Origin of the sequence: Rhizobacter koreensis (genome assembly GCF_013366375.1) — a bacterium.
In the GTDB taxonomy this organism is placed as follows: domain Bacteria; phylum Pseudomonadota; class Gammaproteobacteria; order Burkholderiales; family Burkholderiaceae_C; genus Schlegelella_A; species Schlegelella_A koreensis.
This window is the reverse complement of record NZ_JABWMJ010000014.1, coordinates 1-17,925: the sequence shown is the minus strand read 5'-3', so window position 1 is coordinate 17,925 and position 17,925 is coordinate 1. Positions and strand designations below refer to the sequence as shown.

At 64.7% G+C, this 17,925-nt stretch carries 16 protein-coding genes; 9 read left to right on the top strand and 7 right to left on the bottom strand.

Going from position 1 to position 17,925, the window contains the following annotated elements:
• Genes traN through HQN59_RS22540 form a run of 5 tightly spaced genes read left to right on the top strand, consistent with a single transcriptional unit; the run spans position 1 to position 8,091 of the window.
• Positions 1-2,421 carry a type-F conjugative transfer system mating-pair stabilization protein TraN gene (gene traN, locus HQN59_RS22560; protein WP_176071402.1) on the top strand — a complete coding sequence of 807 codons (2,421 nt, stop codon included), beginning with the start codon at positions 1-3 and terminating at the stop codon, positions 2,419-2,421.
• Complete coding sequence (locus HQN59_RS22555) at positions 2,412-2,801, top strand: hypothetical protein (RefSeq protein WP_217704276.1); 390 nt, start codon at positions 2,412-2,414, stop codon at positions 2,799-2,801. The genes traN and HQN59_RS22555 overlap by 10 nt, the downstream gene beginning before the upstream one ends.
• A 10-nt stretch (positions 2,802-2,811) precedes the next feature.
• Entirely contained in the window at positions 2,812-3,699 is an 888-nt protein-coding gene (gene traF / locus HQN59_RS22550) for a conjugal transfer protein TraF (protein WP_246295107.1), read from the top strand.
• A gap of 9 nt (positions 3,700-3,708) precedes the next feature.
• Positions 3,709-5,145 (top strand): conjugal transfer protein TraH, encoded by a 1,437-nt coding sequence (locus HQN59_RS22545; RefSeq protein WP_176071401.1) that lies wholly within the window; start codon positions 3,709-3,711, stop codon positions 5,143-5,145.
• 27 nt (positions 5,146-5,172) lie between these two features.
• Positions 5,173-8,091, top strand: coding sequence for a conjugal transfer protein TraG N-terminal domain-containing protein (locus tag HQN59_RS22540; protein WP_176071400.1), 2,919 nt, complete (start codon positions 5,173-5,175; stop codon positions 8,089-8,091).
• A gap of 20 nt (positions 8,092-8,111) precedes the next feature.
• Here HQN59_RS22540 and HQN59_RS22535 read toward each other — a convergent pair whose 3' ends face one another.
• Positions 8,112-8,393 (bottom strand): hypothetical protein, encoded by a 282-nt coding sequence (locus HQN59_RS22535; protein ID WP_176071399.1) that lies wholly within the window; start codon positions 8,391-8,393, stop codon positions 8,112-8,114.
• Positions 8,394-8,493: 100 nt separating this feature from the next.
• Here HQN59_RS22535 and HQN59_RS22530 point away from each other — a divergent pair, with 100 nt between their 5' ends.
• Both HQN59_RS22530 and HQN59_RS22525 read left to right on the top strand, forming a co-directional pair.
• Positions 8,494-9,105 carry a hypothetical protein gene (locus HQN59_RS22530; RefSeq protein ID WP_176071398.1) on the top strand — a complete coding sequence of 204 codons (612 nt, stop codon included), beginning with the start codon at positions 8,494-8,496 and terminating at the stop codon, positions 9,103-9,105.
• 149 nt (positions 9,106-9,254) lie between these two features.
• Positions 9,255-10,280 (top strand): S49 family peptidase, encoded by a 1,026-nt coding sequence (locus tag HQN59_RS22525; RefSeq protein WP_176071397.1) that lies wholly within the window; start codon positions 9,255-9,257, stop codon positions 10,278-10,280.
• Between the two features lie 37 nt (positions 10,281-10,317).
• Here HQN59_RS22525 and HQN59_RS22520 read toward each other — a convergent pair whose 3' ends face one another.
• The 5 genes from HQN59_RS22520 to HQN59_RS22500 form a co-directional block, all read right to left on the bottom strand.
• Positions 10,318-10,617 carry a hypothetical protein gene (locus HQN59_RS22520; RefSeq protein ID WP_176071396.1) on the bottom strand — a complete coding sequence of 100 codons (300 nt, stop codon included), beginning with the start codon at positions 10,615-10,617 and terminating at the stop codon, positions 10,318-10,320.
• 167 nt (positions 10,618-10,784) lie between these two features.
• Positions 10,785-11,333, bottom strand: a complete 549-nt coding sequence (locus HQN59_RS22515; RefSeq protein ID WP_176071395.1) for a PD-(D/E)XK nuclease family protein — start codon at positions 11,331-11,333, stop codon at positions 10,785-10,787.
• Positions 11,330-11,755, bottom strand: coding sequence for a CFI-box-CTERM domain-containing protein (locus HQN59_RS22510; protein WP_176071394.1), 426 nt, complete (start codon positions 11,753-11,755; stop codon positions 11,330-11,332). Before HQN59_RS22510 ends, HQN59_RS22515 begins: the two co-directional genes overlap by 4 nt.
• A gap of 7 nt (positions 11,756-11,762) precedes the next feature.
• Complete coding sequence (locus HQN59_RS22505) at positions 11,763-12,128, bottom strand: hypothetical protein (RefSeq protein WP_176071393.1); 366 nt, start codon at positions 12,126-12,128, stop codon at positions 11,763-11,765.
• Positions 12,125-13,168 carry a PRTRC system protein D gene (locus HQN59_RS22500; RefSeq protein ID WP_176071392.1) on the bottom strand — a complete coding sequence of 348 codons (1,044 nt, stop codon included), beginning with the start codon at positions 13,166-13,168 and terminating at the stop codon, positions 12,125-12,127. The genes HQN59_RS22505 and HQN59_RS22500 overlap by 4 nt, the downstream gene beginning before the upstream one ends.
• A gap of 1,138 nt (positions 13,169-14,306) precedes the next feature.
• Here HQN59_RS22500 and HQN59_RS22495 point away from each other — a divergent pair.
• Entirely contained in the window at positions 14,307-15,452 is a 1,146-nt protein-coding gene (locus HQN59_RS22495; RefSeq protein WP_176071391.1) for an integrase domain-containing protein, read from the top strand.
• 153 nt (positions 15,453-15,605) lie between these two features.
• On the top strand, positions 15,606-15,950 hold the full coding sequence (locus HQN59_RS22490) for an H-NS histone family protein (protein ID WP_176071390.1): 345 nt from the start codon (positions 15,606-15,608) through the stop codon (positions 15,948-15,950).
• Positions 15,951-16,091: 141 nt separating this feature from the next.
• Here HQN59_RS22490 and HQN59_RS22485 read toward each other — a convergent pair whose 3' ends face one another.
• Entirely contained in the window at positions 16,092-17,216 is a 1,125-nt protein-coding gene (locus HQN59_RS22485) for a PD-(D/E)XK nuclease-like domain-containing protein (RefSeq protein ID WP_176071389.1), read from the bottom strand.
• Between the last annotated feature and the right edge of the window lie 709 nt (positions 17,217-17,925).

The following is a 17,925-nucleotide window of genomic DNA, read 5'->3' as shown; positions in this document are numbered from 1 at the left end:
ATGACCTTCAAGCGCCTGGTTGTCTGGGTGATGACGCAAGCCCTGATCGTGACCCAGACGGCGGCGATCGCCCAGACCTCACACGATCAGGGCGTCGCCGCCGGGCGCGCTGCCAACACGACGATCCGCGGCATGGTGAACCAGCCGTCCGCCACGGGCGTCGTCCCTGGTTACACCACGACGCCGCCGGAGGCATCGCTGGCCGGGCGGCCTGCGCTCGGCCCCGACGTCACTGCCAAGCTCGCGGCCTGCGCCGCGACACCGAACGACCCGACCTGCCAGGCGCTTCGCACGGCCATCAACTCGGCCAACACGCCGCGCCCGACAATCTCTCCGAGCGATCCGGCCGTGGCCGCCGCATCGAGCATCGCTCGCAATCCTTCGCTCGATCTGGGCAGCCTTGCCGCCTACTACAGCGGTTGCACGACAACCGACACCACGATCGCGACGCACACCGAGACACGTGCTTGCGCCCGCTACGTGACGTCCGGCAGCTACAGCTGTTCGAACGCCCTCAACGTGTCAGTCTCACGCTCCACCAGTTGCAACGCCGGCGACTGGTTCGCGCAGGCCTCGTCGGGATCGACCGCCGTCGCCGCGCAATGTCTGCCGGACCGCCCGGACACCCGTCAGCACTTTCGTGTGACGAGCTCCGGCAATCCCCTCGCGTTCTTCGATGTCGACATGACCACACCCGTGGTCGCGCCGCAACGGGTGGCCGTCATCGGGACGACCTTCAACTGGCCGAGCTTCACGCGTGCGGAGCGAGGCGTCTACGTGGCGGACAAGAGCTGCACCGGCGCGACGTGCAGCCTGACGGCCATGATCGCCGACGATCCGGTCGAGTCGTGCACCGGCGGCTGGGAATCGATGACGTGCGTGACCGTGCACCCCTTCATCGACGTCTACGGTGCCTGCCCCGCGGGCAGCCAGAGTGGCGACAACCTTCTAGCGACCACCTGCATATTCGGTGGCGACAACTTCGGGTGCACGAGCTCCGCGCTGGCAACCACAACCTGCTACAGCCCGGGCTCACCCGGTGACATCCGGGCGACCGATGTGACCGGCACCTATGCCGCGGCCTACTGGCGAGCCACATCGACCCGCGCGGTGGTCGGCTGGGCACCCAACCCGGCCTACGGCCCGATCCCGCAAATGCGGCTGTCCTACGCCAAACCGGCAACGCTCAATACCGCCACAGACACCTGGAACAACCAATGCCCGGGTCTGGCGGCCGACAGCCGTTGCGCAGTGGCCAGCACACCCGTGTGCGTGGACGGCCCCTCCACCAAGGTCATCGATGGCGTGCCGGTCACACGCGACTGCTGGCAGTACCAGAGCACCATGAGCTGCAGCGGCACCTCGACCGCCGACCAATGCGCTCCCCTGGTGGCCGCCGGCTGCACACCGCTCTCCTCGACCTGCTCCCGGACGAATCCGGTGACAGGCGCTTGCGAGGCCTTCCAGGACCAGTACACCTGCACGATCCCGAACGAGACGGTGACCCAAGCGACCAACTGTCCGACGAATGTCTTCTGCCTCGGCACCAGTTGCTTCAACACCACCTACACCAACGACACGGACTTCGCCCGAACGATGTCGATGCTCGAGGCCACCCGCGAGGCTGGCGTCTACCTCGACAGTGACCGCATGCAGGTCTTCAAGGGCGAGGCCAACAGTTGCCGCGACCGCCTGCTCACGAACTGCTGCAACTCCGACTCGTCTGGCCGCGGTATGTCCAATCAGAGCGTGTTCGGCACCGGTTCCCGGCTGGTCTACGACATCCTGATGAACTCGGAGAACCGCGAGTTCGTCTACCAGGGTCTCAGCGCCTTGCTGACCGGCGCGGGCTTCAGCGGCTCGTTCTCCACCTACGGTGTCACGATCGCTGTCAACGGCACAGCGCTTCCCGCCGGCTCGACGGTGCTGTACTCGTCCAGCACGGTGGCGGGTGAGGGCTTCGTGATCGCCTTCGATCCCTGGACCCTGGTGATCGCCGCCATCATCTACATCGTGCTGTCGCTGACCTCGTGCAACGAGAACGAGGCCCGGGTCGCACTGAAGGAAGGCGCCGGTCTGTGCCACACGGTGGGCAGCTACTGCTCCACCTGCCTGCGGATCCTCGGCGTCTGTGTCTCCTGCACCGAGCACACGACCGGCAAGTGCTGCTTCAACTCGATGCTCGCGCGCATCGTCAACGAGCAGGGACGCGGCCAGATCTCCAAAGGCTGGGGAAGCGCCGAGACCCCGGACTGCTCCGGCTTCAGCATCGCTCAGCTCCAGTCGCTCGACTTCGCCCGGATGGACCTGAGCGAGTTCTACGCGTCGCTCGTGGCCAAGAGCCCCAACCTCGCGGCGATCCAGAACAACAACGGCGCGAGGGTTCCCAACTGCTACTTCGGACAGGGCAAATGTCAATGAAACCGCTGTGCCTGCTCGCCGTTCTGCCTTTCACCGTCTCGCTGCCCGCTCATGCCCAGGCGGGTGAGACCGCACGGGTTCCAGTGGTCGACGTGCGCGTCCTCATGGTCGCCGCCATCGATTCGCCGTCGGGATCGGCACTGGGCGTGTTGACCAACAAGGACGCCGAGAACATCACCCGGCACTTCAAGGCGTCGGGCCCCATCCTGATCGACGTCACCACCGTGAAGCGCTACGCACAGGCTGGCTGCAGTCGGCTCAAGGTCAGCTTCCGCCAGGAGGGGGTGCAGGTCCCAGGCCAAGCGCCGGGCCAGCCCCATACGGTCGACTTCGGCATCAACTATTGCCGCGACGGCCAGCCACCCAGGTCCCTCTCCTAAGGAGCGCGCCATGTTCATGTCCAGGCCGTTCGCCGCGCTCGCCGCCATCGCCATGCTGGTGTCACCCGCCGTGGCCGTGGCGCAGGCCGATCCAACGCCCGGCGCGACCACAACCGCCGCTCACCCCGTCTCCCGCTCGCCATTCTGGGATGACGCGCGACGGGGCTGGCACTTCTACGAGGACCCGGAGCCAGAGGTTCTGCCGCCCGTGCTGCCCAAGCCCGCGCAGCCAAAGGCGGAACCGCGCCGGCGCGACACCCGCGCACCCGAGCTCATCGAGTTCGAGCAGTTGCAGAAGCGGCTCGAGGAGTACCGCAACATCGCGATCATCCGGCCGAGCGAGGACAACGTCCGCCGCTATATGCAGCTTGAGGCGCAGGTCGTCCGCCAGGCAAGCTACTTCTCCGACGTTGCGCAGCGCGTGGCCTGGGCAACACCGGAGCTGGACATGACGCTGCAGGGTCGGCCCGTGAACTCCCGGGCCATCGAGGTCTTCGATCGCGAGCAGTCCAACAGCAGAGCTCAGTCAATGAGCGACCTGGCGCGCAGCCACGTGCTGTTCTTCTTCTTCCGCTCCGATTGCCCCTACTGTCATGCCTTCGCACCGACGCTGGAGGCGTTCAGCGCTCGCTTCGGGGTCCAGGTCGTGCCGATCAGCGTCGACGGCAAGGGCCTGCCGAACTTCCCCACTTTCCGCCGCGACAACGGCATCGCGCGCACGCTGCAGGTGACGCAGGTGCCCGCGGTCTACCTGGCCGAGCCCTTCACCGGAAAGATCATGCCGATCGGCTTCGGCGTGCTCTCCGAGTCCCAACTCCTCGAGCGCATCGCCACCGTCACCGCGCCGGGCGCTGACGCGTACGTGCCGTCCATCACCCGTCGGGTCAATCTTCAATAGGGAGCCGTCATGTCCGCACGCATCATGCTCCGCAAGCTGATCGCCGTCCTGGTCGCCTACGCACTGGCCCTCGCGTCACCGCTCACCTACGCGGGCGACCTCAACGCCGAGGTGAACACCATGTTCAACAACCTCGGTGCGATCGGCAACTACACCGCGCCGGGGGCCTTCAAGGGACAGACTTTCAATACGTACACCGGCGGCAACCTCTACCTGCGTTCGCCCAACAAGACCTACCAGCTCGCCGCGATCCAGTTCCCGACTGCCAAGGGCGGCTGTGGTGGCATCGACCTCTTCGGCGGGTCCTTCTCGCACATCTCCGCCACCGAGTTCCGCAACATGCTGCGCAACATCACGGCGGCTCTGCCAGGGATTGCCTTTCAACTGGCGCTCGAAGCCGTCTCGCCACTGCTGGGCGGCCTGACCAAGTGGGCGAAGGGCCTTGAGACCTGGATCAACAACGCGCGCATCAACTCCTGCGAGACCGCGACGGCCCTGGTGTCGTCCGCGGCCGAAGCCGTCGGATACGACTCGCAACGAGCGTGCGCCAAGTTGGCCATGCAGATGGGCATGGAAACCGACATCGACTCGGCCATGCGGCGCTGCGCATCTGACAGTCCATCGATCCTTGCCTCGGCGCGCACCAGCGCGGATGCCAACATTGCGGCCCAGGCGCCGTTTGTCGGCAACTTCACCTGGCGTGCCCTCAAGTCGATCGACACGCTCGACGACCCCGCACGCGAACTGGTGATGAGCATTGTCGGGGCCGTGATCTTCCCCGCTGAGGCAGCCAATCGCGACCCCGAGTACATCGGCCCGAGCATCACGACCGTTGCGCAGCTGCTCTACGGACAGTCCGATGCCGCGGGCGGCAACATCAACCTCCAGCTCCTTCGCTGCAACAACTACACCGACTGCGACGCGATCACTCGCGACAACACCTACGTGCATCAGCCGCTGACCAAGAAGGTCTCGGACATCATGCAGGCCATCTCGGACAACATCCGTACCCGCACCGCGATCCCGAACAACTCGGCCGCGGTCGGGTTCGTGAACAGCACCAGCATCCCCGTCTGGCGCATGCTGTCGATCGGCAACACGATCCCCGGCTCGGGCCTCGCGGACATGATGATCGGCAACTATCGCGAGGTCATCGCCGCCGACTACGCCTTCACCTTCCTCAACCAGTTCGCGAACGTAGCCATCTCCGCGCTGACAAAGCAGCATCGGCTAAGCGAACGACAGCGCAGCCTAGCCATCCAGCAACGTGAAGACGTTCAGAAGTTCATGGGCCTACTCCAGCAAGAACAAGCCACGCTCTACCGCAAAGTGACCGCGGTCTCGACCGTCGCGACCGACATGGAACGCCTGGAGCGCAACCTCAGGTCGAGCATGTCGCTTCATGCGCTCGACATGCTGGGCTACTCCAGCCGCGGCAGCAAGTAGCAGCGGCCACGCGCTGAGGGCATAGTCATGTGGGAGATCTTCGCGTACCACAACAGCGACGCTTTGGCTGGCATATTCAACGCCATCGCAGCGATCATGGCTTCGGGCACATACCTGAGCGCCATCGCCGCCGTCGCCTTCTGCGGCTTCGTCGCAGCGATGGTCGCCTACATGTTCCAGCCGGAGAAGCTGGTTGGCTGGAGGTGGCTGGCATCGGTGGTGCTGATCTACGGCGTGCTGTTCGTGCCGCGCGTGACGGTCGCGGTGGTGGACAAGACCGGCGGCACGGCCAATCGCGTCATCGCGAACGTGCCGTTCGGGATGGCGGCTCTAGGCGGACTGACCAGCACCATCGGGAACACGATCACCGAGCTGTTCGAGACGGCTTTCCAGACGCTTCCCGGCCCGGCCTCACTGCCCGGAGAGCTCTCCTACCAGCAGAATGGCTTGATGTTCGGAAGCCGACTGATCCAGGAGACCCGCAGCATCTCGATTCCCGATCCGGCAGTGCTCAACGACATCCTCAACTTCGCGAACAACTGCACCGCGTACGACATCGCCGACGGCACCTTGTCGGCAACGGCGTTCTCCACTTCGGACAACCTCTGGGCAGCGATGGCGGCTACCAACCCCGCCAGGTTCACCGTGATCACGGCCGGCGCGGGCGTCACAACCACGACCTGCGACGCCGCATACGCTTCGATCGCCGGACGTTTGCCCGCGCAGGTGAACGCGCTGGTGGCGCGTCTCGGCCAGCGACTGAATCCGGACCTGCCCGCCGCCGCCGCGCAGGCGGCTGTGCTCAACCAAATTCCCCAGGCCTACATTCGATCTCAGATCGCCGGCGCCGCGGCGACAGCTGCGGACCTGATCCGCCAGAACGCCATCGTCAATGCGATCAATGACGCGGGAGAGATGGGCTGCCAGCGCATCAACGATCCGGCCTGCATGATGCTCGCGACCGGTCGCGCTCAAGCAGTGGCTGCCCAAAACGCATCCTGGATCAACGGCGCGAAGATCTCGTCCCAGGCATTGCCGGTCGTCCGAAATGTCGCGGAAGCCATGTGCTACGCGGTCTTCCCGCTCGTTGTCCTCTTGCTCTTCGTCTCGACGGGCCGCACGACGATCATGATCCTCTCGGGCTATGCGATAGCCCTGGTGTCAATCCAGCTCTGGCCACCCCTTTTCGCGATCCTGAACTACATGGCGACGCTTTACGGGCAACTCGATCAGGCAGCAGCTGCCGAGATTGGCGGGGGCGTGAAGGCGCTATCGCTGCAGACAGCCTCACCCATCTACTCGAACTCGGTCTCTGCGCAGGCGGTGGTTTCGTACCTGATCATCGGGATCCCCATGCTCGCCTGGTCCCTGGCCAATCGGATGGTCAACTTCGGCTCCGCTGTCATGGGCGGATTGCAGGGGCTTCAGGCTGCCTCGATGTCTGGAAACGCCTCCGCGGCCGCAGCCACTGGCAATGCCAGCATGGGCAACGTGTCGATGGACCAGCGGACCATCAGCCCATCCACCTCGAACCCCTGGGTGAGTCGCGAACAGAATCTGGACGGCAACTGGGTCACGACTACTGCCAGCGGCGCGCAGGCTACCTCCTTCCTCCGCAACGAGAGCGCGGCCTCACGTGTTGTCTCGTCGCGCGTAACGCAGTCATCGGTCCAGGAGGCTTCAAAGTCCGTCGAAGCAGCACGCACAGACGCCGTGTCGGCTTCGAATGATCTCTCGTCAGTCCTCGTAGACACAATGTCGCGCGGCGCGGGTCGCTTCCGCTCCACCACGAGGAACGACGGCCAGGGTGTCTCTTCCAGCAGCGAACTCGGCGCAACTGCTGAGCGCTTGCGTGTCACCAGCGAAGCTGTCGCGCGGACAACTGGTTTGAGCGCCCAACAGGTTGCGAATATCGCGTTCCAGCTATCTGGTGGTGTCGCAACCCCGGGTATCAGCCCCATCAAAGCAAGTGCTGGTGGAAGCGCTGGAAAGAGCTACACGAACACGCTCAATGACGCGGAGACGAAGGTCGCGAACGAACTTTCAGCGGACCAACTCCGAGAATTCAAGTCTTTCGCCGAGCGTGCCACGCGTGATCAGTCGTTCGTACGTGCTCTCGGAAGCGATCAGCGCGAAGGAACCGAACTCGCTTCGCGCCTGTCCACGGCCGTTGGCCGTGCCGAGACCGCACAGTCGACTCTCGCCGATCGAACCGCTGTCGCTGAGCGATTGTCAAAAGCTTACGAGACGGGCGAAGTTCTTTCGATCGACCTCGCCCAGCTACCTGCAAACTCGGACTTCATCAATCGCTACAACAGGCTCGCAGCTGAATACGGATCGGATAGCCTCGCCCTACAAGCCGCTATGGCGAGTGAACTTGCCTCTAGGGCTCTCCCGCCCACCAAGACCGTGTCGGGCACAGCCCTTCCCAGCACCTTTGCCGGGGTGCTCGATACCAATCGAGCAAACAATTCAGATGCGATCTTCGCCAGAGGCAGGATCGCCTCGGCAGACGCCGCAAATGATCGTTCAGTCGGAACGCGGATCGGAACCGCTTCTTTACGACCACCCGTTCCGTCCACCCAACTCGAGCAAGTGCAGGGCCAAGTCCTTGGCCAGACACAGGACGCAAGTTCCCGTCCCACACAGGCGGCCACCTTTGATCAGCGCAACGAGATTGTTAGAAACCAAGATGGGACCGCTTCAACCCGGCGATCGCAGGTTCTCGGGAGCGCACGGCAAATTCGAGAAGATGCAGCAGCACTCGCCGAGAATGCAAGGGATCTGATTGGGGGCGCGCGAGACGCGATTGGAGGCGGGAGCGACGCGGCGCTACGAGCTGCCGAGGTGGCGAGAGAACGCCAAGCTCAATCGACCCGCGCAAAGGCAATCGATTCGACACCAGAAGTGCCCACGATGCTGCCGAGGGACGGCCGTCGCAAATAGCTCCCGAAGAATCACGGCGGCTAGAAGCGTCCGTTCGCACCTGGCCGCGGGTGGTTCTCCAGATCAAAGACGTCACCCGGGTAGCGCTGGACGCCCAACTCATCTGTGAAGGGGTTCGGCACCGTGGGTTCAGGAACAACGACGTCCTGGTCTGGACCAGCAAACATCGCCAGGGCCGCCGCTACGCCTCCGAACAACACCCAAAAGAACGCGATGACAAACGGGTCGCGCTCGGTCACCGTCGAGGCGGCGATGCCCCCGACGATCAAGAACGCAGCCAGCGCAACTTTGGCCTTCGCCACCCTTGTTACCTCCTGCTGAAACAATCAGCGACACCACCATCGTTGGGGGCCCGCGTCCGTCTTCATATACTGCCTTTGGCATGCCGTCAAGGGAGCAGCCATGAACGCCTGTACATCCCACCTGCTGAGTCTTTCGGTCGCCCTGTGCGCCGTCATGACAACTGGACCAGCTGAAGCAGTTGCGCTGCGACCGAACAAGGCCACCGACGATTCGGTCTGCGATCTTGCTCACGACACGAATCTGTTCCTAGGATCGAAGACGCTGGTTCCATCGGCCGCACCAAAGAAAGATCAGGTCGACGCCTTCTTTCGCATGGCCGCGAGTTTCATCGCGACAAAGTGCAGAAACGGCCAAGTCCTAGTGGTGCAAGGCGCGACAGCTAGTAGTGTGGACGTGCAGTCTCTATCTGAAGTTGTGAACTCGGCATGCCCGATCGCGAGCGTCGTCCGCTCCGAAGTGAGGCTACCTCTCGGCGACGTTACTCAGGCCGGCTTTGAACTCCGATGCACCATTCTCAAACATGACGAACTCGTGGGCAGGCTTGATGAGCTCGAGCGAACCGACCCGATGGACGCGCTCAAGGCACGCCTCGCTGCAGCTGCACAGCAGGCCGACCGTGGTCCCGCAAAGCCGGACGCATCGCCCGGGGCCAAGAAGGACTGCGGGAAGATGACACTGTCTTCGATTCTGCAGGGCGGCTCCTGCAAGTAGCTAGGCCCAACCCAGCCCCTGAGGCTCCCCCAACTCCAGCCCTCCGCCAGCTTTCATGGGGGGATCGGACCCTCCTTTCGAGTGGAAGCGGCTCGCCAAGCGCACTATCTTCGAGTTCCGGGCACTGGCAGCCCGGAATGGAGCGCGCGATGTCCACCACCCCAATCGAACCACCGTCGCCGCCAGACGGTCGCAGTGAGGCAACGAGCTTCCCGTCCGTGGTGCTCGAAGTGCTGCGAGAGATGCGGGAGCAACGGCAATCCTTTGAACGCTCGGCGGCACTTGCAGCCAAGGAACGGAGGTCCGAGCGCCGCTGGCGCAACCGGTTCCAGGCCATGTTCTTCGGTGCACCGGTCCTGCTTGGGGTGCTGTACTTTCTCTTCTTCCTGAGCTCGACTGGGTTCCGCTGGGGTCCCTTCGGCAACGTCGTCGGCATCGTCCGCATCGAGGGGCCCATCGGGTCGAGCGAACGCGCCTCTGCCGAGAACATCATCCCGATATTGGAGAAGGCCTTCGGCAATCCGAATGTCAAGGGCGTGGTTCTGCACATCGACAGCCCTGGGGGTGCGCCGGTGGAGGCCGAACGGATCTCAACGGCCATCAATGCCCTCAAGTCGAAGCATCGGAAGGAGGTCGTCGCGGTCATCAACAACGTCGGCGCAAGCGCTGCCTACATGGTCGCGCTGAACGCCGACAAGATCGTCGCGGCCAAGTACTCGTTCGTGGGGTCGATAGGGGCCATCATGGCCCCCTGGCAACTGGACAAGGCGATTGCGAAAGTCGACGTGGCCCAGCGCGTCTACGCATCTGGCAAGCTCAAGGCTTTCCTCAACCCCTTCACTCCGGTCAGCCCTGAAGTCGACCGCAAGGCGCAGCAACTCGTCGACCAGATGGGAGGCTTCTTCCTGGCGGAGGTGAAGGCCCGGCGGGGCCAGGCGTTGAAGACCAACGTCGACTTCGGCACCGGCGAGGTGTGGCCGGGCCCGGAGGCGAAGGAGCTCGGCCTGATCGACGCGGTGGCCACCGTCGACGATTTCGTCGCTGCCCACTGGGGCCTCAAGCCCTACGACTACGGACCCAGCTCCGACACCTCGCCCTTCCTTGCCCGCTCTCTGCAGGAGGCGATTGCCGGCGCGGTCAGGAGACTCGCGATGTCTGGTCCTGTGGTTCAGTAGGACGCAAACCGCTCGGCTACCCAGGCGCGAGCGGCCCTCAGCCCTGCGGTTTGGGCCGCGCCGTCAAGTCCCACATCGTGCCCTGCCAGTTGGAGATTCGACCTTCGGCATCGCAAGATGGACAGGTCCACACGACCGCTTGGTCCATGGCTCGAGCCGCGGTGACCGCACCCTTCTTGCACTTGAAGCACTTCGGCGCAGCCGGCGCACCGTCGGATCCATCGGACGCGTGCGCAACCACATCGAACAGGAACTGTGCCAGTGTGCGCGCCGGGCCTTTGACCGGCGCGAGGCCGCCGGAGGCATCGAGGAAATGTGTCAGGTCGGTGATGTGCATCGGCTGTGCGCAGGTTCCATTGAGTCTAGCCAGCTGATCGCGCCGCCCTCCTCGCGCGCTGTGGCGGGTCGCCATTGTCGGATCGGAGTCAGCTCCCAAGCATGGCAAGGGGGCACGTGCTGCCCCGGCGCAGAGCGCGGCCGACCGTCCTCCACACCAGCGTGCTGCTACTCGCGATCGCCGTAGGTGCGTTGGCACACTGTCCGGTGGCCGCACTTTTCGCAGGCCCTCCTCCGCGGCGCGGGCAGCGGCGTCGCGCCTTTGCCGTCCCGCAGCTGCAGCAGTCGCTGCCGCATGGCCATGACCTGGTGCTCGTCGAACAACTCGACCCGGATGGTACGCAGGCCGGATCGGTCCGGCAGTTGAACGGCGACGTGCGCGATCGACGACACAGGTTCGCCGGTCGCCGCCTCGAGGACAAGGCGCTGCACGGACAGCTCGATCACGTCGGACACGTGCGCGGCCAAGTACGCCCGGGTCTTCAGCTCGACCAGGTGCAGTTGATCGCCGGCGCGGTAGGCCCGGTCGAGCCGAGCCACGAGGCCGTGCCGCCTAGACTCGAAGCGCTTCTCGGCGAAGGCCAGCTGCCCGCCGGCGAGTTCCCTGGGCAACCAGCTCTCGTCCGGCCGCTCCTGTCTCCCTCGCAACCACAGGTAGCTGATTGAAAAGAACAGCAGCCCGACAAGCAGCAAGGCGCCGGAGATGGCGTCGCTCATCGCGAGAGTTTCCGAACGACCGCCCACGCAGCCGCTTTGGCGGCCAGCGAGACTCCCAAGCGCACTACCTGCAACATGCGCGGATGCCTGCTCAGCACCTCACACACGGCAGGCCCTGAGCGGTAGTAGGCCCCGATGAGCCACCGCCCGCCGGCCGTCTTGCGAAGGTACAGGTCCCGGAAGGCTCGCAGTGCCGTCGTCGCGTCGCCCTCTCCCAGCGCCAAGGTCGCGACAAAGCACCTCCCCTTTCGCTCGCTGGCGCGTGCAACGGCGATGCTGTCCCTGTAGAACTGTTGGTGCGCAGCGTTGCCGCGGTCTTGCGCCTGGATTTGCTCCGGAGTCCGCTTGGCGCCGTGACGCCAGTCGAAATGCGTGGCGCGCTCGCAGTAGCCGAGTTGGGCCAACTCGCTGGCGCTCACCATGTCTCGATCAGCCCGCTTCGTCGGCATCAGCCGAGCCCTCTGCGCCCTTTGAGTCTTCGAACATGTCCGCCATTTCGGCGATGCTTTGGCCGCCCGGCGGCGATGGAAGCTGGGGTGCGCTCACGCTACGGTTCAGCGCCAGCGGCTTCAGGGGCATGGACGTCCCGGGGCCGGTGACATCAGCTTGCGCAGGTGCAGCCACGCCGAGCCGAACGTGCTCCGCGAAAAGGCCCATCTCAGCCAGGCTCAGGAACCGCTTCACCCGTCGCCTGGGCGACGTGATGTCGGCCAGACGTCGATGCAGCTCAGGGCATTCCTCAGCGGCAATCGTCACCTGCACCACCATCTTGCGAGATTTGCTCATGTCGTTCACCCTTCGATTGGAGCCGCCTCCGCCGGAGCCGCAGCTTCGGCGAAGAATTGCGGGTTCTCGCGCACGTACTGCTCGCCCATCAGCTGAAAGCCCTTGACGTTCGCGTACAGAGGCTCGTCCACCTCGCTCATCTTGACCTCCGGGAACTTGCGCCGGATCGTGGCGCGGTACAGGTGCATGCCCCCGCCAACAACAACGATGTGTTCGAGATCGTCCGTGGAGCCCAAGCGCTTGTGGATCGCGGCCGCGCCTTGCTCCGCGATCTTCTCGATCATCTTGTCGTACTTCTTCAGGTCGATGCTGCGCTGGTATGCGCGAAGCGGCTTCCGCTCCCGCAGTGCCTTGTCGATCGCCTCAAGGTTCTGGTAGTCCCGCCCAGTCTCGCTCGAGATGGCAGCCGCTATCTTCGTCAGCATGTCGTGCACGCCTCGATTGACCGAGTGACTCATCTTGCCGACCACACGGCTGTCCAATGTCACGAGCCAGTCGAAGGTGCGCGACCCCGCGTCGATCACGAGCGTTCGACCTTGCCGGAGGTTGGCGTTCGCCTGATCCCCGAACACCGCATACATCGCGCCCTGCGGCTGCGCGACGACAAGCACGCGGCGAACTTCGACCTTGCGCTTTCGCCCGACATCGAACGTTCCCGTCATGGACTTCTGCAACTCGGCCCGACGGTTCATGTACTGCGAGACGGGCAGGCCGAGCACCAGGAGGTCGACATGGTCGACCTTCATGAAGTGCAGCGCGCCGGCCGTGAAAGCTCGGTATTCCTGCGTCCGGATGTAGTCGTCGTGGTGATTCCGGCCGACGAACCCATCGGCTGCGAGCGCGACGTCGGGACCGACCTCATACCAGATGCCACCCACCGGCACGCATACTGTTCTTCGAGAGTTTCCGATACCGTCGCCCGAGCTGTCGTGGGCGCTGTCGTAGGCGATCGAGGCGAAGTGCGCGCACTCCACGCGCCCGTCCTGCGACGCTCGCACGTACTTGGTATTCCCGAATCCCACATCGATGGCTCTGACGATCGGTCCCATGAGTGACCCTCTCCAGGTTGCGTTGCTCGATGTCGTCAGCATGGCCAAGAGAACGCTTCCCGCCAACTCGAAACGAGACCCGGGACCCCCGTTGTTTCGCGATCGCGAGCCCGGGCCTACGTTCTCGAAGTGGCACCTTGGCAGGACTTCCGTCGTTGTCCAGCCAGCACGAAGTACGACGAAGTCCGCCGAAGGCGGCAGTTCCACTGACCTCTCGGCGGGCTCCTGCTGGCGCTTTCGTGCCTGGCGTTCGAACTGCGGCGGCTCGTTACATTCGCGTCTGGCTCGCCTTCCACGACTAGACGGGGGAACCTGTAGGTCAAGCCCCTGGGAAAGGTCATCGCAGATCGTGGAAATGCACTAACCATTGCCATACCACCGCGCTTTTTTCTTCAAGGGCTTCGCGCTGTTGACAAGCGCGCCTCGCATGGGTTCAACTTCCCCCCGAGCCTGTGCTGCCTGCCACAGCTCTCAATGCAAGCAGGCCGGTGCTGCGGGATCCGAGAACCCGCCGTTCGCAGTCGTGACCTGCACTTCAAGCCCGGCCCTTCGAGGCCTTGCCGCGCCAGTCGCGGTGCTCCTACCTCTTCATCTCGATCCGTCCATCGGATCTGCCTGAGTGGCCTTCGTTAGCAGCGACGCTGCGGCCGAGGCCATCCCACGAGCAGCCCGTGCGCTGCTCGCGAAAACACCGTCGCCTACGTCGTCAACCCCATGAGGGTTCTCGGTCGTGGTCAGCCCGTCTGAGGCTGCACGATCGATTCCAGACGTGGCCCCGTGCGCTCCGGTGGCAGGAGCGCTTTCAAGCGGCGAGAAACGGTACCCACGAACTCCCAGAAGCACCTCGGCATGGACCGAGGACGGCGCAGCGCATCCGACGAGGTGTGCTGGCCAGTTAGTCGACCGCCGCGGAATCGCGACGGTGGGCTACGGGACTGTGATTTTTCAACACCTGCCAGGTCGCTCCGCGCGGCCGAACGCTTGAAACAACGCACCGCCTTCGAGGGTCGACGGTGCCGGCTGCTCCCTTGACCTTCGACCTGCTCGCGCGACCCTGGACGCACGTGCGAGCAGGAGTTCCGCGTCCGAACCCATTGACGCGGCCGCAGTGGCTCGCCGGCCGTTAACGGAGCAAGAAATGTCGTCGAAGAAGCCAATGCCCCCGGCCAAGCTGCCGGTCTACGCACGCCGGTCGCCAGCGGGCTCGCCCAAGAACCCGCAGAACGTTCTCGACACGGAGCCCAACGGCACGCGCGACTGGAAGCGCCTGCTGCACTGTGTCCTGGCGATACACAACCCGGAGCACTCCAAGCTGCTCAAGACGGTCTCGCAGAAGACCATGCTCGATCGCGAGCGGTTCTACTTCAAGTTCTGGGACGACCTGCGATTCAACACCACGTTCAAAGACGCTGATCCGCGAGTCCTGACCAACCGCCAGGTGCAGGCCGTTGCCAACCTCTGGGCCGAGCGCAAGCTGTCGGTGGCCACGGTCCACAACTACCTCTCGTTCCTGCGCACCTATGCGGCGTGGATCGGCCGTCCGGGGATGGTGCGCGACGTCGCGACCTACTTCGGCGCCGATTCCCACTACGTCCACCGCGAGCGCACGGCCAAGGTCGATCGCAGCTGGATTGCCCGATGCGTCGAGGTCGAGGCCAAGATCCGTGAGGTGACGGCCTACGACCCGTGGGTCGGGATGCAGCTCGAGCTCTGCTACCGCTTCGGCCTGCGCGCCAAGGAGGCTCGGCACTTCCGGCCCCATGTCGCCGTCATCCCGCGCGATCTGGCCAACCCGCGCGACGCCCAGCACTTCCCCGACTGCAAGCAGTTCCTGCGGGTGCGCTACGGCACCAAGGGTGGACGCCCGCGCGACATCCCCGTGAAGACTCCGGAGCAGCAGGAACTGATCGAGCGCGCGCTGCAGTCGGTTGCGCCCGGTCACTACGTCGGCGCACCGGGCCGCACGGCGGTCCAGAACGCGAACCGCTTCTACAACGTGCTGCGTCGGTTCGAGATCACGAAGGCCGCCCTCGGGGTGACCGCGCACGGCCTGCGGCACCAGCATGCCAACGACCGCTACGAGGAACTCGCCGGCGAGCCCTCGCCGGTGCGCGGCGGCGCTGGTGCCGGGGACGCCGATGGTGCAGCGCGCATGGCCGTCTCGTCCGAGCTCGGCCACGGTCGCGTCGCGATTACGGATGCCTATTTGGGCAAGAGCCTGGCTCAGCCGCGGGCGAAGTCGCCAACCGCAGGCGACGAAGCAGTGGCCCCGCCTGCCGCGTGAGGAGTCGGCCATGTCGAATGCCTGGCACCTTCTCGGCTTCACCTGTGCGCCGCACCACTGGCTACTACATCGCAACGGTTTCGAGCGTGGACTCTGGAGCAGGTCGAAGCAAACCTTCGCCAAAGTAGACTTGCGCGTCCACAGGAGATCGAATTGGCAAAGTCCTACAGCCAGCTTCAGGCCCAGATTCAGAAACTGCAGGCCGAGGCAGAGGCGATCAAGGCGAAGGAATTAGACGGCGTCATCGCCCGCATCCGCACCGCCATCGAGCACTACGGCATCACGCCCGACCAGCTGTTCGGCTCGGTGAAGAAGACCAAGGCCACGCGGGCGGCGGCCAAGAAGGCGCCGGCGCGCAAGTCAGCTGCCAAGGGCCGCCCGGTGGCCATCAAGTACCGCGACGGCGAGAACACGTGGACCGGCCGGGGCAACAAGCCGCGCTGGCTGGTTGCGCGGTTGGCGGAGGGTAAGCAACTCGGAGACTTCGCGGTCAACTGAGCCACTGACCCAGCGAGTTCGAACGTCCAGACGATGGCGGGCTCTTTCGGCGCGGGGATGCAGTCCCGTTGCACCAGCCGAGCAGGCTGAGGCCGTCCGCCAGCGACTGGACGCCCAGGCCCGGCGCCTCAAGCCCGCCCGTCAGGCCCAGCGCGGCAAGTCGATGTCCTCCCACTCGCCATCGGCCTGCAGCATCGGAAAGTGCCCACGCTCCCGGCACTCGGCCAGCCGTCGCAGAGCGCGCCGGAAGTCGCTGCGACCACGCTCGAGCATCGGACGCGTCGCGCGGTAGACGGCAATCGTGTTCGGCCGTGCTTTCTCGCAGGCGATGAAAGCCCACTCGGGTTCCTCGCCTGTGAGTTGGTAGACGCCCTCGCAGTACATCGCCGCCGACAGCGCATAGCCGAGCCTGGCGCAGGAGCGACGGAAGCCTTCGAAGGTCACGTCCTCGGCAGACTTCACGTCGGCGAGCGTGCGCGCGTCGTGCCACCAGTCGATCTTGATCTTGCACTTGATGCCCGTGTCGGGGTCCAGCCAGACCAGCGCCACTTCGGCCTCGCCCTTGGCCAGCAGCTCGCGTGCCTTCCGGTGACCCATCGCGTTGTCGATGATGCGCTCGATGGGCTCCTTCCAGGCCTCGGGGTACACGGTGCGCCCAGCCGCCTGCACCAGGCATTCGGCGTAGCGCTGCTTGCCTTCCTTCCTGGCGCGGTTCAGCTTCGGCATCGCGAAGAAGCGCGACTCGAAGGTGTCGGGCTCCAGCAGCCGGCCGTGCAGCACCGAACCGAACAGCAGGGCCTCCGTGGACTCCTCCGGGTCGCTGATGCCGCTGAGGAAGTGCGCGGGGCTGATCAGCATACGTTTGAGTTGGGTCGAAGACACCGCACTGCGGTCGCCGTGGTAGTCCTCGTTTCTCATGCATCGTGTGATGCCGAATGGAATATCGGGAACCTCGCGCATCGGCGCGGCGGCTGGCTCGCAAGCATCTACCGCCTCCACATCGTCCTCTTGCAAATCTTGGCTCATTGCCATCTCCGTATCGTTGCTACCTGAACACGATACGGACCGGGCCCGCTTACTCAAGACCGCACGACGTGGTGGACCCCTTTGTACTTGCGCGATGCTCCTCCAATGTCCTGCCACGCCGATGGCAACTTCGGCCGGGGGTCCGATGCGCGCTTTCGGATGGACGCCGCCGAGGCTGGTCATGCATAGTGAGACCATCGCGCCGACGTCATGGAGCGGCGCAACGTCGATGTCGCCCATCGCCACTTGAAGGACTCACGTGCAATCACTGTTGGAACGACTCCGCCGTCGCTTGCGCGAGATGGGTCAGCCCCGATGCGACGTTGGGGCCAATGCGCTCCCACGCCAGCACACCAAAGCGGAGGTCGGCGACCTGCCGGATCGGCGCACCGAACTTCAACCGATACGCGCGCAAACGTTGACGGACGGGACTGCATCCCCGACTTGCCGAGATCTCCCGCAGCAGCCTCCCGCCCCGGCGTCCTCACGCGTGAAGGCGGCAGTGTTCACGAAACGACGCCAGCCAGCCATTCATCGGCCGCTAGGCACGGTCGAGGCGTGTTCCTCGGCCCATTGGCTTGTCGCCGAATCGGCGCAGAACGAGCAATTGCCCGATCTATCGGCTGTGCTGTTCTCGGCGAGGGGACCATCGACCGCTGCCACTGAGGACGCGCACCGCCGACCCTGGATCATTGGGCGCGGGCCGGAAGCGAGTTCCTGGCTCAGTTCGGACCAAGCTGTTGCGACCAATCGAGCCCAGCCTTCGGCGTTGCCGACGAACGAAGGCTGTGAGCCGGACCTCCTCCAGTTGGCAGCAGCAGCGAAACAGAGCCGGCTCCGCTGGTTTGAACACGCAGCGGCCTGAGTTAAGTGGATTGGCTGCGGTTTGAAGTTCTTCAATCCCGGGCCCCTGCCAGGCCGCCGGAGGCGCCCCGGTTGAGCCCCTGTA